Source organism: Chroococcidiopsis sp. SAG 2025, from assembly GCF_032860985.1.
Classification (GTDB): Bacteria; Cyanobacteriota; Cyanobacteriia; order Cyanobacteriales; family Chroococcidiopsidaceae; genus Chroococcidiopsis.
Window position 1 is genome coordinate 2,336,335 of the sequence record NZ_JAOCNC010000001.1, and the last position, 14,613, is coordinate 2,350,947.

At 47.8% G+C, this 14,613-nt stretch carries 14 protein-coding genes and 1 pseudogene; 9 read left to right on the forward strand and 6 right to left on the reverse strand.

Features of this window, described 5'->3' with window-relative positions; genetic code table 11:
* Positions 1-27: 27 nt before the first annotated feature.
* The 3 genes and pseudogenes from N4J56_RS11370 to N4J56_RS11380 all read left to right on the forward strand — a co-directional run bounded on the left by N4J56_RS11370 (position 28) and on the right by N4J56_RS11380 (position 4,392).
* Positions 28-2,658, forward strand: a pseudogene (locus tag N4J56_RS11370) (MGH1-like glycoside hydrolase domain-containing protein).
* A gap of 21 nt (positions 2,659-2,679) precedes the next feature.
* The gene (locus N4J56_RS11375) at positions 2,680-3,558 is read left to right on the forward strand and encodes an SMP-30/gluconolactonase/LRE family protein (protein WP_317106548.1); all 879 of its coding nucleotides are present in this window, start codon (positions 2,680-2,682) and stop codon (positions 3,556-3,558) included.
* Between the two features lie 42 nt (positions 3,559-3,600).
* A complete protein-coding gene (locus tag N4J56_RS11380; RefSeq protein WP_317106549.1) occupies positions 3,601-4,392 on the forward strand; it encodes an HAD-IA family hydrolase in 792 nt (263 codons plus the stop codon).
* 125 nt (positions 4,393-4,517) lie between these two features.
* Here the strand turns inward: N4J56_RS11380 and N4J56_RS11385 are convergent, their stop codons facing one another.
* Positions 4,518-5,789: a phospholipase D-like domain-containing protein gene (locus tag N4J56_RS11385; protein ID WP_317106550.1), complete on the reverse strand. Its 1,272-nt coding sequence runs from the start codon at positions 5,787-5,789 to the stop codon at positions 4,518-4,520.
* Between the two features lie 98 nt (positions 5,790-5,887).
* Here N4J56_RS11385 and N4J56_RS11390 point away from each other — a divergent pair, with 98 nt between their 5' ends.
* The 4 genes from N4J56_RS11390 to N4J56_RS11405 all read left to right on the forward strand — a co-directional run bounded on the left by N4J56_RS11390 (position 5,888) and on the right by N4J56_RS11405 (position 8,223).
* Positions 5,888-6,079 carry a hypothetical protein gene (locus tag N4J56_RS11390; protein ID WP_317106551.1) on the forward strand — a complete coding sequence of 64 codons (192 nt, stop codon included), beginning with the start codon at positions 5,888-5,890 and terminating at the stop codon, positions 6,077-6,079.
* 7 nt (positions 6,080-6,086) lie between these two features.
* The gene (locus tag N4J56_RS11395; RefSeq protein ID WP_317106552.1) at positions 6,087-6,545 is read left to right on the forward strand and encodes a hypothetical protein; all 459 of its coding nucleotides are present in this window, start codon (positions 6,087-6,089) and stop codon (positions 6,543-6,545) included.
* A 69-nt stretch (positions 6,546-6,614) separates the two neighbouring features.
* On the forward strand, positions 6,615-7,919 hold the full coding sequence (locus N4J56_RS11400; protein ID WP_317106553.1) for a glycoside hydrolase family 65 protein: 1,305 nt from the start codon (positions 6,615-6,617) through the stop codon (positions 7,917-7,919).
* Positions 7,894-8,223, forward strand: a complete 330-nt coding sequence (locus N4J56_RS11405) for a hypothetical protein (protein WP_317106554.1) — start codon at positions 7,894-7,896, stop codon at positions 8,221-8,223. The genes N4J56_RS11400 and N4J56_RS11405 overlap by 26 nt, the downstream gene beginning before the upstream one ends.
* A gap of 96 nt (positions 8,224-8,319) precedes the next feature.
* On the opposite strand, the gene N4J56_RS11410 is transcribed toward N4J56_RS11405, so the two are convergent.
* The 5 genes from N4J56_RS11410 to N4J56_RS11430 all read right to left on the reverse strand — a co-directional run bounded on the left by N4J56_RS11410 (position 8,320) and on the right by N4J56_RS11430 (position 12,781).
* Positions 8,320-8,808, reverse strand: a complete 489-nt coding sequence (locus N4J56_RS11410; RefSeq protein WP_317106555.1) for a DUF3368 domain-containing protein — start codon at positions 8,806-8,808, stop codon at positions 8,320-8,322.
* Between the two features lie 6 nt (positions 8,809-8,814).
* Positions 8,815-9,066: a UPF0175 family protein gene (locus tag N4J56_RS11415; RefSeq protein WP_317106556.1), complete on the reverse strand. Its 252-nt coding sequence runs from the start codon at positions 9,064-9,066 to the stop codon at positions 8,815-8,817.
* Positions 9,067-9,624: 558 nt separating this feature from the next.
* Positions 9,625-11,070, reverse strand: a complete 1,446-nt coding sequence (locus N4J56_RS11420) for a glycoside hydrolase family 140 protein (protein ID WP_317106557.1) — start codon at positions 11,068-11,070, stop codon at positions 9,625-9,627.
* Between the two features lie 37 nt (positions 11,071-11,107).
* Positions 11,108-11,869: a sigma-70 family RNA polymerase sigma factor gene (locus tag N4J56_RS11425; protein WP_317106558.1), complete on the reverse strand. Its 762-nt coding sequence runs from the start codon at positions 11,867-11,869 to the stop codon at positions 11,108-11,110.
* Positions 11,870-12,124: 255 nt separating this feature from the next.
* Positions 12,125-12,781 carry a Crp/Fnr family transcriptional regulator gene (locus tag N4J56_RS11430; RefSeq protein ID WP_317106559.1) on the reverse strand — a complete coding sequence of 219 codons (657 nt, stop codon included), beginning with the start codon at positions 12,779-12,781 and terminating at the stop codon, positions 12,125-12,127.
* 663 nt (positions 12,782-13,444) lie between these two features.
* Here N4J56_RS11430 and N4J56_RS11435 point away from each other — a divergent pair.
* Entirely contained in the window at positions 13,445-13,771 is a 327-nt protein-coding gene (locus N4J56_RS11435; RefSeq protein WP_317106560.1) for a hypothetical protein, read from the forward strand.
* Entirely contained in the window at positions 13,749-14,510 is a 762-nt protein-coding gene (locus N4J56_RS11440; protein WP_317106561.1) for a hypothetical protein, read from the forward strand. Before N4J56_RS11435 ends, N4J56_RS11440 begins: the two co-directional genes overlap by 23 nt.
* Positions 14,511-14,613: the final 103 nt, after the last annotated feature.

A 14,613-nucleotide genomic window follows, 5' to 3' on the forward strand; every position in this document is an offset into this window, starting at 1 on the left:
GATGTAGCAACTCAAGAGAAAATGGGTATGACCGCAGAAGAAAAAAGGCTAGAAGAAGACCGCACCCGCAAAGCATACTGGTGCAGGTGGGGACCTTATTTAAGCGAGCGGCAATGAGGTACAGTACGAGAAGATTACAGCCCCTACGGTACAGCCTGGGACTATTTCCCTCACGACCATGCCCGTTCCCGTGCCTATCGCTGGGGTGAAGATGGCATTGGTGGGATTTCTGACAACCATCAGCGATTGTGTTTTGCTCTGGCGCTTTGGAACGGTGAAGACCCGATTCTCAAGGAGCGTTTATTTGGTTTAAGTGGACCCGAAGGCAATCACGGCGAAGATGTCAAGGAATACTATTTTTACCTCGACAATACGCCCAGTCACGCCTACATGAAATATCTCTATAAATATCCACATTCTGCATTTCCCTACACTCAACTGGTGCAAGAAAATCAGCGACGGGGACTCGATGAATTCGAGTTTGAGTTGATGGATACTGGAATTTTTGAGGGCGATTGCTACTTTGATGTATTCATCGAATACGCCAAGAATTCAGATGAAGATATTCTGATTCAAATTAGTGTTGTCAATCGAAAAGATGCAGAAAAAACGCTGCATCTTTTACCTAACCTTTGGTTTCGCAATACTTGGTCTTGGGATACAACTAGCAAAAAGCCCTCACTTAAGGTAATAAAATCTGACGATGGTATCAGTTTAATTGAAGCGACTCATCCAACTCTGGGTAACAGATGGCTGTACTGTGAGTCGCCAGGGGAACTTCTATTTACAGAAAACGAAACAAACTACGAACGATTGTTTGGAGTCAGTAATTCTTCTCCCTTCGTCAAAGATGGCATCGATCGCTATATCGTACACGGTGAAAAATCAGCCGTCAATTCTCAGCAAGTCGGAACCAAAGTTTCAAGCTATTACTTATTAAAAATTGGTGCAGGGCAAGAAAAAGTAGTCAAGCTCAGGCTCAGCAACTCTGCAAATTTAACCGAACCCTTCGGATCGAACTTCAACAATGTCTTGCAATCTCGTAAGTCTGAAGCCGATGAATTTTATCAACGGATTTCTCCCGCTCCTTTCTCAGAAGATGCCCGCAACGTGCAGCGACAGGCGTTTGCTGGAATGCTGTGGAATAAGCAGTTTTATCACTATATTGGAGAAGATTGGCTGCAAGGCGATCCCGCACAGCCGCCGCCTCACCGTCAATTCGCGAGAAACTCAGAGTGGATTCATCTATTTAATGATGACATTCTCTCGATGCCGGATAAATGGGAATTTCCTTGGTTTGCCGCCTGGGATTTAGCGTTTCATATGATTCCACTTGCCACAATTGACCCAGATTTTGCCAAGCGTCAGTTGAGTCGATTAACGCGAGAATGGTACATGCACCCAAACGGGCAAATTCCTGCTTACGAGTGGAAGTTTAGCGATGTCAATCCTCCCGTTGAAGCTTGGGCGACGTGGCGCGTTTACCAAATCGAGAAACAAATTTATGGTCGTGCCGATATTGATTTTCTGGAGCGCGTATTTCAGAAGTTGCTCCTCAATTTTACGTGGTGGGTGAATCGCAAAGATAGTGAGGGAAACAATATCTTTGAAGGTGGTTTTTTAGGATTAGATAACATTGGTATTTTCGATCGAAGTAGCCAACTACCGAGTGGCGTACATCTAGAACAATCTGATGGCACTAGCTGGATGGGACTGTATTGCTTAACCATGCTAAAAATGGCGCTAGAACTAGCTTCATATAATCCGCCCTATGAAGATATTGCGAGTAAATTTTTTGAACATTTCCTGTATATTGCGGATGCGATGAATCACATTGGCAGAAATAGGATACCGCTATGGGATGAAGCAAGTAGCTTTTACTATGATGTTCTCCATCTTCCCGATCGCCAGAGTTTACACCTGAAAGTCCGTTCAATGCTGGGAATCATCCCCTTGTTTGCTACTGAGGTGTTTGAACTAGAGGCGCTAAATGCTTTTTCAGGTTTTAGGCGACGTATTGAATGGTTTATTAACAATCGTCCGAATCTGACCAAAAACATCGCTTACATGGAAACAAAAGGAACGGAGGGAAAGAGATTACTCTCGCTCGTGAACCCAGAGAAGCTGAAAAAGATTTTGCTAAAACTGCTGGATGAAACTGAGTTTTTGAGTGCTTATGGAATCCGCTCGGTTTCAAAGTTTCATGAAACCCATCCCTACACCTTTAGCGCCGATGGTCGAGAGTTTAGGTTGCAATACGAACCTGCTGAATCAAGGAGTGGTTTATTTGGTGGAAATTCTAATTGGCGCGGTCCAATTTGGTTTCCCGTAAATTATTTGCTGATTGAATCACTGCAAAAATTTCATCAATATCTAGGCAATGATTTTCGAGTCGAATGTCCGACCGGAACGGGTAAATGGATGACTTTAGCTGAAGTTGCTACCGAGTTATCTCAGAGGCTGACGAGCATTTTCATAAGAAACGAGGCAGGTTCGCGTCCTGTATTTGGGGGAAATTCTCGGTTTCAAACTGACCCCTACTGGCGCGATTTAATCCTATTTCACGAGTATTTTCACGGCGATAATGGTGCGGGACTGGGAGCCAATCACCAAACAGGTTGGACGGGATTATCTGCTACCTTAATCTCGATGCTTTAGCGCTCGTCATTCAAGAAATTAATGAACGTTACACCACACTTGCCAAAAAACATCCTTACCGTCAGGGCACGTCTTGCAGAAGCACCGTGCTGGATCGAAGAGGAGCAATTACTGTACTGGGTTGATATCTACAACCATCGAGTACATCAGTTCAATCCAGCGAATGGTGTCCATCAATTTTTTGATGTGGGTGAAGTCGTAGGCTGTATTGCCCCCGCCGAAACTCATCGACTGATTATGGCTCAACGTCGTCGCCTCGCGTTCTTAGATACCCGTAGCGGTGCGATCGCGCCAATTCTCACGCTCGAAGATACCCCACCCGATACCCGCTTCAATGATGGCAAATGCGACGCAGCAGGGCGTTTTTGGTTTGGCTTAAAGGGCAATAACAAACCCACAGGCTGCCTCTATCGTTACGATCCAAATGGCTCTTTGCAGGTACTAGAGACGGAACTAACGATTCCGAATGGACTGGGATGGAGTCCCGATTGGAGTACTTTTTACTTCACTGATTCGTTCCTCAAAACCATCTACGCCTATGATTTCGATCTTGAAAGTGGTAGTCTCGCCAACCGCCGAGTTTTCATCGATTTAACGGTTGAATCCTTTGAACCCGACGGTCTAACAGTGGATCGCGAAGGGTGTATTTGGTCGGCGATGTGGAACGGCTGGTGCATTATTCGGTTTGACCCCGATGGCAAAGAGATGATGCGAGTGAAAATGCCCGTTGTGCGCCCGACTTCTTGCACATTCGGGGATCGAGATCTGACGACGCTTTACATTACGACAGCATCAGTGGGTTTAAGTGAGGCAGAAATTCAAAACAGCTTCTACTCTGGCGACTTGTTTAGCCTACCAACCAGCACCTCTGGCTTGCTCGCTCATCATTTTGGGGGATGAAAGGCAATTTTTGGGTCAAGTTTCACTTCATGAGATAGATTCATGGTAGTTTGGCAGCAAGGGAATGAATCGATGAGCCAGTCCAACTTATCCATCACTTCAAGTGAATTTGATGCTGTTCTATTCGATCTAGACGGGGTACTCACCGCTACCGCGAAGATTCATGCCGATTGCTGGAAACGGACGTTCGATCGATTTCTCCAGCAACAGGCTGAAAAGACGCATGAACCGTTTGTACCCTTTGAGCTTGAAAATGACTACAAACAATATGTTGATGGGAAGATGCGCTATGTTGGCACTCAAAGTTTTTTAGAGTCGAGAGGAATTGATCTGCCTTATGGAAATCCATCTGATTCTCCTGGCTATGATACAGTTTGCGCCCTAGGAAATCTTAAGGATAGTTTTTTTGACGAGGTACTTCACGGTCGAGGAGTTGAAGTATACGAAGGTTCAGTTGCTCTGATCCATCATCTTCGCCAACAAGGATTTAAAACAGCTGTTGTTTCATCAAGCCACCATTGCCAAGCTGTGCTTCAGGCTGCTGGAATAGAGCGGCTTTTCGACGATCTCGTTGATGGAAATATATCAGATCGATTGCACTTAGCCGGAAAACCTGCCCCAGATGCCTTTCTTCTGGCAGCAAAACAACTTGGGGTTGAACCAAAACGAGCAGTTGTATGCGAGGATGCCATTTCTGGCGTTCAGGCAGGTCATGCTGGTGGATTTGGACTGGTGGTTGGGGTCGATCGCCAAGGAAATGCCAATGCACTACGGGAAAATGGGGCTGACATTGTTGTCCAAGATTTAAGCGAGCTGCTTTATTCCAGTCCCTAATAGGAGTTGAGCAAAGTTTAGCCCTAGCCTATCTAGACATAATACCGTCGTATTGTTCGAGGTGCCCATAGGTCGATCGGTATGTTCTTCCCAAAGATGTAGAAGACATGAATTTATCCCTTGTGCTAGAGTTGCCACCGGAGTAAGAGGAAGAATTGACCGATCGATTTTTGCCACCAGGGTCGTTTTCGCCAGGTTGACCACTCAATCCGATCGCTCTTCTCAAAAGCGTCCAGAAGCAATTTTTCAAGGGTTGGTGCAAGGTCTGGATCGAACCACGCCAGATTTAATTCATCGTTGTGATAAAAGCTTCGAGGATCGAAATTTGCACTACCCAAGCTAATCCAATCGCGATCCACTAACATCAGTTTGGCGTGGATCATGCTGGGCTGGTATTCGTAAATCGCAATTCCAGCAGGTAGAAGATGCCGATAGCGTTCGCGAGCAGCATAGTAGACGGGCGGCTTGTCGTTGCGATCGCTAGTTGTCACGATCCGCACATCCACACCGCGTTTTTTGGCTTGAATTAGGGCAGTGCGAGTATTGCGATCCAAAATGAAGTAAGGGCTAGCAATCCAAATTCGCTGCTGTGCGGCTTGCAGGCTGAACCAAAACAGGGTATTAATCGACGAAACCTTACTCTCGGCATCATGAGGGATTACCAGCATCGGTTTTGCCTCAGCAGACGATTGCTGTGGGGGAAAATATCCTCCACTCGCCTTGCCATCCTCATAAAGCCAGTGCCGCAGAAAGATGCCCACAAGAACAGGCACAATAGCGTTTTCTAACTCAATTTCGTAATCCAGCCAAGGCGCTGTGTCTCCGATTTTGGGATCGCCGTCCCAATTATCTGACACACCCATGCCACCAATGAAGGCGACGGTGCCATCAACGATCAATAGTTTACGATGGCTGCGGCTGAGATATTGCAAGGGAACTTTCAATTTAAGGGGATGAAAGAAGCGAACCTCAACGCCAGCCGCCTTGAGCCGTTTCCAGTAGTCAGGCGGGATTTTAATCGTACCAGAGCGATCGACCAGAACTTGGACGTGAACACCACTGTGCGATCGCTCGCTCAATGCGTCTGCAAACTCATTCGCACGCGCTCCTGGTGTCATGAAAAAGGTTTCAAACTGAATGATGTGTTGTGCTTTTTGGATCGCCGCTAACCGTGATGCATAAATTTGATTCGGCTGCGACCAGAATCCACAGATGTGAGCTTGAGTCGAAAGCGATTGCGAGAAGCCCATTAACAGCGGCAGAAAGTTTGTATCGCTCAACACTAAGCGACGCTCGGAGCGGTACTGTACTTTAGGTTCAAATACCCCTCGTAGATACAAAATTAACCACGCGATCGTCAGGACTGCAACGAAAAGAACGATCTCTGTCCAAGTCATGGCTCCTCGCACAAAATGCTAGGTGTTATTCACTGTATCAGGTCAACTCGATCGCTGGAACTCTTTCAGAGGATAGACCTTTCCTTGAGCATAGTGCAATGGATGCACGCGATTTTCTCCAGCCGCGTTATTCCGGATGGCATTGTCAACTTAACCCAATAAATTCAAAAACTGTCCCGATGATTCCTGAGCAATCCCGATCGCTCAGATTATGCAGCACAACTCAGCAAGAGCAACGTCTCACCAATCCTCAAATCGTTGGCGCTAGGCATAACGATTATATTCTGTAACTCAGGAGTGATTCACCCGTTTGGGAGAGCCGCTATATATAAATGTGATTGGGATATATCAGTTTGGGCTGCTGCAAGCAGCGTGAGACGTTGCATCGGCATTGAAGGAGATCCTCGCCTCGCTAAGGATTTCAAAGAGCGCGTACTGTTGCCCGATCGTCACTACATCAAGGAGCGTCGCATTATACTGGCTCACATCACCAGAAACAGCCAGATGACGCTGGCATGTGGCATCGAGCATTCGTTTGAAACCGAGTGTCCTTACTTCTACAACAGCGATTGTTCGGAAGATGATGGCAAGGTAGTCTTTTGTGTGGATGCTCAACCAGGTGTCCCGATTCGACTGCTCAAGTACATGACTTATCACACCTCCCGCAATTTTCCTACCCAAGAGTTGTGCGATCGAGCCGAACGAACGCTCGATCGCGCCATCAGTCATGGTTTTGACGATCTGCTAGCAAGCTAAAGACAGTATCTGGATGATTTTTGGGATCGTAGTGATGTCAAGATTGACGGCGATCCGGTTCACCCCGATGTGACTCCAGAGTTGATGCAGCAAGTGCTGCGCTTTAATCTGTTTCACATCCTTCAAGCATCAGCTTGTTCTCAAGGAGCAGGTGTCGCAGCCAAAGGACTTACTAGCCTTGCCTATGAAGGGCATTACTTCTGGGACATGGAAATCTATGTCATGCCTTTCTTGACTTACACAGCCCCCCGTATTGCCAAGAATTTGCTACTGTTTCGGTACAGTATGCTAGACAAGGCGCGACAGCGATCGCGGGAAGTCAACCAAAATGGAGCGCTCTTTCCTTGGAGAACGATAAACGGTGAAGAAGCATCTGCCTACTATGCGGCTGGAACTGCTCAATATCACATTGATGCAGATATCGTGTATGCCTTGAAGAAGTATGTTGAAGCGACGGGGGATGAGGAATTTCTCTTCAAAGAAGGGGTAGAGATCTTGGTCGAAACAGCTCGGATGTGGTATAGTTTTGGGTTCTTCTCTAAGCGAAAGGGCGGTCAGTTCTGCATTCATGGTGTCACAGGACCCGATGAGTACAACACTGTCGTAAATAACAATACCTATACTAATTTGATGGCGAGAGAGAACTTGTGGTACGCCGCCAAAACCGTTGAGACGCTGCGCGAGCAAAACCCAGACTGGTTTACCGTTCTAGTTCATAAAACCAATTTGGAACTCTCTGAGCTGGAAAACTGGAAGAAAGCGGCGGACAATATTTATCTACCCTTCGACGAACAATTAGAAATTCACCTCCAGCACGATGGCTTTCTAGATGAAGAGGTTTGGGATTTTGAGAATACACCTGCGAGTAAATATCCACTGCTACTACACTTTCATCCCCTCGTAATTTATCGGCATCAAGTGATTAAGCAGGCGGATATCGTGCTGGCAATGTTTTTATTAGGACATGAGTTTTCACTCGAACAGAAGCAGCGTAACTTTGACTATTACGATCCTTTGACGACGGGAGACTCCTCCCTCACTGTGTGTATTCAGAGCATTGTGGCAGCAGAAATTGGTTACATGGAAAAGGCGAACGCATACGCCAGGTATGCAGTGCTGATGGACTTGGGCGATGTGGCTGGGAATGTGAAAGATGGCTGTCATATTGCTGCTATGGGAGGAACCTGGATGGTGCTGGTTTATGGATTTGGCGGTCTGCGAGATGATAATGGTCGCTTATCTTTCCATCCGAGATTGCCTAAAACCATCAAACGGCTCCAGTTTCCCTTAACTATTCGCGGGCAGCGGTTGGAGGTTGATATCGATCGCCAATCGGTAGCGTTTAGCAATGGCAGAAGAGGAAATCTACGCTAACCCTGCCGATCCAATGGTGAATTGGGATGTGGAAGATTTACGCTTGGCACTGACAGCAGCAGGGGTCAAAGTCACGATCGAAGCCGAGCATTATCCGACTCAACTTTACGTATCGCCAGAACTATTAAATCGCTGGTTTAGCGGTAATGCTACTGGTACAAAGCGACCTGCGTATGTAGAATATCTATCGCGCTACTTGTCAGCGCCAGAAATTAGCCTTATTCGTTCCCTCTTTGAACGCTCCTTGTTGAATCGAACCATAGATTGGTCTACTACAGTTGCTTTTCTCAAGGCGATCCCGTGATGAAGAAATCGAGCAGCGATCGCGCTCCCTATAATTCAGAGAGAAAACCCGCGGTCCCTAGCACGGAAGAGCGCGATCGCGCCAACGAGCGCGTTACTAGATATCTTCCCCAGCTTGTTGTAAGACCTGTTCGTAGAGTGCAGCACTCACCCAATATTGAGCCACATTCATCATGCGATCGAGTATGGGTCTAACTTGAGGTATGGTCTGGTTGTTCTTAGCCAATAAGAGAATACCAAGCGTCCCCATAACCTGTAAGCCAAGTCTCTGCGCTACTTGACGAGCTTCACGCTCATCTAACAAAATTCGCCTTTCACTAATTTCAATCGCTAGTGCGATTGCTTCCCTTTCTCCATCATCTAGTTCCGCAGGAATGGTAGGCGATATGGTAGCTACCGGACGAACTTGTAACCACCCAGAGGCAATCGCTTGTAGTACAAACCCAGTACCTGGGAAGCCTAAACCAGTAGTTTCACCATAGACTGCTTGAGGAATCGCGATTTGGTCAAATGTTGCTTGTAAGATATCGAGACGAGCGATCGCCGCAAAGTTAATTAGAGGCGTAGCATTACAAATAACTGTCACAGTTGCCTAATAACCTGCTCCGATTGAGTCGATATCCTCAGCTAAGTCTGTTTCGTTGTAATGACGCTCTATGTGATGTTGACCCAGTAGTTGCTGAAACTCCCAAACTGATAAATTAGCTAAGCGACGAGCTTGACCAAAAGTAAAAATCTGACGCGCATACAGCTGGAGCGCGATTTCTCTTAAAATTGCCCCTTCTCCTTGATTGAGTGTATCTGGAGAGATTTCTATTCCCATTGAATCTACAAAGTGACTCATCTGTGGCTTTTGCTCATTCTGCTTTCAGGATAGATCGTCAACCGTTAGAGCAATAGAGGTAATTTGTCTATTTCTACATCTAATTCTAGAACGCGATCGCGCTCGTTGCTCGTTACCTACGGTTATTGCTGTGCGCTGCTTTTATCCTCATAATAGCCCGATCGATTCGGTGTGAATTTCGGTGTCGATAAAACCACTTGATTGCAAAATCTTTGCCTCATAGGAATTACAGCATTTTGCTTATCGGACTGAAAATCCTCGTGTCACCAGTTCAATTCTGGTTCCTGGCATTTAGTAAAAGCAAGCAATCCAACGACTTTAAAGGGATTCAGCCTTTTCGGATTGCGTTTAGTTGTCCCACTTGATGTCGCTTCTAGTTGGGTGCTTGGTTCAGAAGATACAAGGCTTGGGGATTCTTCTGGTGTTTCAGGTTTTGGTGTTGCAGTTGCGTACTGACTAACTGCTTTAACTGTTGCGAAGAATCCATCAAAAATCGACTCGACACCAAAAATCTATACTACATCTACAATAATCGCTGATTGAACGCACGCGATAAAACTAATCCGCCCGCTCCAGTACCAGTACCCAGTCGCGATCGCGACCGTGGGATGGCGGAACGAAGCGTTTCGTGCCAGCCGCAGCGAATTCGCCGATCGCCTGCCAAGTCCCTTGACGCGGGTTAAACCAGCGTGCTTTCACCCGCTCGCCTGAAATTTTATCCATTTGAATTGTTAGAGCATTACTAGTTGGAAGATAGAGCATGACATAGCTGCCATCAGCATTCCGTGTCGCCTGAATGTGATTGAGTTGCTCGCTCTGCCCGTTTGCGATCGAGGAGCGATCTGGAATCCGCGTTAGAAACGGTTGCGACTCCATCAGATTGCGTAGATATGTCATTTGACCCGCACCTGGCGCATCAAGGGATTTGAACCACGGGATGTCCGCACCTCTCCCCAGCTGTTCGCCTTCACGAACCCAACCAATAAAGCTGCGATGACCGTAGGTATGACCGAAGCCACCAGCAAACACAGCCCAGTATGCCGCTTTACGAACGTGCCAAGGCTGGATTCGCTTGTCCGGTGGGGCATTTCTACTGAGAGAAAGCGAATCTTCGTATGCGACTTCGGCATCCAGCGTTGGCTTTGGTGGTTCTTTTGCATAGTCTGCGGCGATCGTTTTGTAGTTACGAAACTCGAAAGAAGTTGTAGTTTGAATCATGTTAAAGTCGAGCCACTTTTCCTGGTGCAGATGGCGCGAAGACGAGCGACCGCCACCGCGAGGGTGGTAAGTCATCAATGTCGTGCTGTAATCTGCTTGCCCATCAAATCGCGCCTCACCGTTCGCGCCATCCGCAATTCCCTCGGCTATGGCGCGGGTCATTCTCAGTCGTTCTGGATTGTCAACGTCCCGCTCGCGCACCGGATCTCCGCCCATCACCCAAATCAAGTGCGATTTATGCCGCCAACGGTTGCCAAGAAAATGTCCGTAGCGATAAGCAATCGCAGGGTTCTGAACTATTGGGTCGTGATTCGGCACGTTGTTAGCCCAAATCGGCAGCAGAGCCAGATAGAGTCTGTGCGCTTCAGCCTGCGCAACAAACCAGTCAGCCATGTCCCAATAATCGTTGTTAGCACCGTTAGCAATCTGAGGTTGGGCAAAGTTGCCTCGGATAAACGCCGCTTGACCGTAAGCATTTGTACTCTCGGCGTTCCTAACCAAACGACACTGAATCACGTTGAATCTCTTGGCGGCGCGATCTTCGAGATAGCGTAACACGGAAGGTTGATTGTGCGCATCCTCGCGCGTTGCCTTCTGAAGAATTGCCCACGACGTATCGCCCAGCCAAAAGAAAGGCGAACCATCCTCTTTCACCAAAAACCGACCGTTGTGACTGACACGCAGTTGGCTCAATTTACTCGTTCGCGCTCCTGCCATGACAGTATTGCAACTCGATAAGAGGAAACAGACAGCGAGCGGTAACATCCAAAGCAAAAAACGTCTCATAGTTTTCTAGCCTCTGGGTTCAGTCGAGTCAAAAATTCTAGGGTTGCAACAGCTCAAACAACTGTTGTTTGCCTTTTTGTAGATATCGAGTGACAGTCATCGGACTCACACCAAGGTATTGAGCTGCTTTTTTGCGAGAAAATTGCTGGAGGAAGACCAATTCAACTGCCTTGCGAGTATTTTCTTCCAACTGGTTCATAGCGAAGTGCAATTGTTGCTGCTCTTCTTCTGGCTGTAAAGTGCAAGAACGTCGCTCTGCTATGGTATCGGCTAGTTGAATCTGACCATCGGACTCTCGAACCAAGGTACTATCTAAACTGAAGACGTGGCAATTTTGAATGGCTAATTGGCTTTCTCCCCATTCTGACAGCGAGACGTGCAGCGATCGCGCAATCTCTAAATCTGTCGGAAGACGACCCAGAGAAGAAGTTAATTGTTGGCAAACTTTTTGCCCGCGAGCGTGAAGCTCTTGCCAGCGGCGGGGGATTTTTACCACTCCTGCACGATCGCGGATAAAATGTAAAATTTCACCGCGAATATAAGGAATTGCAAAAGAACTAAAAGCATATCCTCGATCGGGATTAAAGCGCTCGATCGCGCGAATCAAACCGAAGTATCCAATCTGCTCTAAATCTTCATACGGCTCGGGAGAGCGATGGTACAATTGACGAGCCATCTGGCGTACTAAACCAGCGTGCCTTCTCACCAGTCGATTGCGTAACCAGAGCGAAGGCTTTTGATAGTAAGAAATCAACAGCTCGATCTCATCAGAGTAGACGTTAGTTTGAGACACCACCATAAAACACCTCAACCGCGAACGTTATCGAGCGACCACCGCAGAAATTTGAGTCGAGCCGGGAAAGTTCTCGGTCATGCGCTCCATCTTTTGCAGCAACTAGCTTGAGAGATTCTCGATCGCAACGATCGCTCTCGCACGTCGAGCGCTGCTAGCAAATGTTACAAGCGCTCTGAATCTAACTTCCGGCATCTTTGCTTTTGGCTTATTCTCTACTCATACTAAAAGCTTGTCAATTGCACACAGGTACGGGAAAGTTCAGGAGCGATCGCTTGTGATGATGTTATCCCGGTGGCGCGCCCTATTTGCTCGCTCTCTAGATTGCACGTCTTTTGACTGACGAGCGTGGTTTTCCTGCCGTGCGACAACGAGCCGCCGTTGCTGCCGCTGGATTTTTCCCTCTGCTTCTAACCGCTGAAGGATTGTGGTCACCGTGACCCGATTCGTCCCCAGCGTCTGAGCCAACTGCTGATGGGTGAGCGGCAGATCGAGCAAGCGACCGTTTTCCACGTCACGACCGAATTTTTGACTCAACCACAAGAGAAGCTGCCACAACTTCTGAGACAGGGGATTGAGATGAACAATGCTCAGGAGTTCTTCGGTTTGCTGCTGCTGGTGAATGATGGCATCGGTGAAATGCGATCGCTGAGTGTAGGAACAGCAACTGATGACGACATCTGTGAGGCAGTGGATTTCGTAAGGTCGCACTCGTGACAATCGGTGTCCCACCACATCTCCCACTCCCCAATAGCCCAAGCAAACTAGCTCGCCTTCAGCAGTCCAAGTCATACTACAGACGATACCTGATTCGATCCGCCATAAAACTTCGCTGTGTTCTGGGAGCTGCGCGCGACGCTTCCATTGCTGTTGGAGCGGTGGAGTGACTAAGCCAACGAGCGGATTTGACTGTTGCATAAAACTCCATCAATTGAGCTTTTTGGTCAACTCATTCGCGACTAGCAGCCGCTACAGCTAGACTTGTTGGTACACCGCCTCGGATGCGACAAACAGACCGAGCGGAACTCGTCACTTCACATCGGCAAAGTATCAACGAACTAACCGAGAGCGTAGCTATGAAATTCATCCAAAGAATAGTTATATTTGCTCAAGTCACGCAAGCTACTTCAGATACCGAATCAAAAACTCTTTCTTTAGATAGAGGCGCAACAAAAAATTTAGTATAAATTTACACGTTTCAACTTTACAAAATTTTATTCTCGACTTGACTAGATTGACAAATCATATAGGCTTCTCTAAGGTAAGGCTCTCAAATTTTTGGAATTGCTATCTAAGCCGTTCTGCTTAATACGGATCTATTATTCTTAAAAAAATTTCGCCCGCAGAATCGAAACAATTGCTCTAACTTGTTTGCGGAAATTCGAGAGTAGCTATTGTAGCTGCTTCAAAAGTCAAGCAGAAAATCTTCAGCAGGTAGGAGTCATATGACAGAAGTATTGAAGCTTAATTCTAGAAAAGGCGCTGGGGTTTTATTAAGGCGATTTGGCTTTACCCAAAAGAACACAAGCATGTAATGTCTGGCAGGAATAAATACATAACCGCCCGAGCGAACTTTACCGCATGAGAAATTATGCACATATCCGATCTTTACCGTGCAACAATCGGTCGCCTCGTTGCCGCTATTCATCCCAGGAAACATCCGAAGCTCTTATTCCTCTGCTGTGCGTTCATCCTCAGTGCTATTCTGCCATTTTCTTTCGCCTGCGCCGACTTGAAGACCGACGTGCCGCAGCGAGGAGACAGGAACGTTATCTTCGGCGTGAACGACGGCACTGGATACGACGACTCCCAGGAGTTCAGCCAGATGGTGTCAGGGCGCATCTCTGCCCTTGGTCTCACCGCAGTCCGCACCGGCGCAGACAAGATGAAGTGCGAGCGGGAGGGTGAACCGTGCGATTTCTCTCGGCGCGACGTAGTGATTCAAGAACACTTGGCTAAAGGGTTAGCCCTTCACATGGTAATCGCTTTCAGGTGGGAACTCGATGTTGCCGGATACGAACCGATCCAGTGGACGAAGAACTATGCTTGGAAATGCGGTCAAGTGGCTCACCATTGGAAAGATACGGTGCGCTACTACATAGTGGATAACGAACCAGATATTCGCGGTCGAGATGCCAAGCGAGATCCCGAAACACCCGCAACCGTCGTCCGCATGCAAAAAGCGTGCTATGAGGCAATCAAGCGGGTAGACCCAGGAATACTCGTCGAGTCTGCACCCGCGACCAGACCGAACACCCAATACAACCGCGCTCTCCTCAAGGCAGGTATTGGAAAATATGCCGATCTCATCGGCACTCACATGTACGGGGGTCAGCTCAGGGAAGATGCGATCGCGACACTGCGCAAATGGATGGCGGAGTTCGGTGTCAACAAGCCGGTGGCGATTAGCGAGTGTGGGTCGGACCCTAACTGGTTCAACCCAGGCGGCTCAGACGGAGAGTGGAAGGGTCAGCACGGGCGAGAGGCGCGAGCGCTATGGCTGCGGGACATGGCTGCCTACGCTCGGCGCAAGAAACTCCACAACGTTCTGTTCTTCAGCATGTTTAGCATTCATGGAGATTGGGAAATGGATAAGGATCGGGCTGCTCTGGCGGCGCTCAAGGACATCGGACACGGGCGATTCTAGCGAGATTGCCTGACTCAGTCTTTTGCGCGAGCGCTTCTCCCAACCGAAACGATCGATATAGACTGGGGAAAGTCAACTTCACTCAGCAACATATACAGAGCTG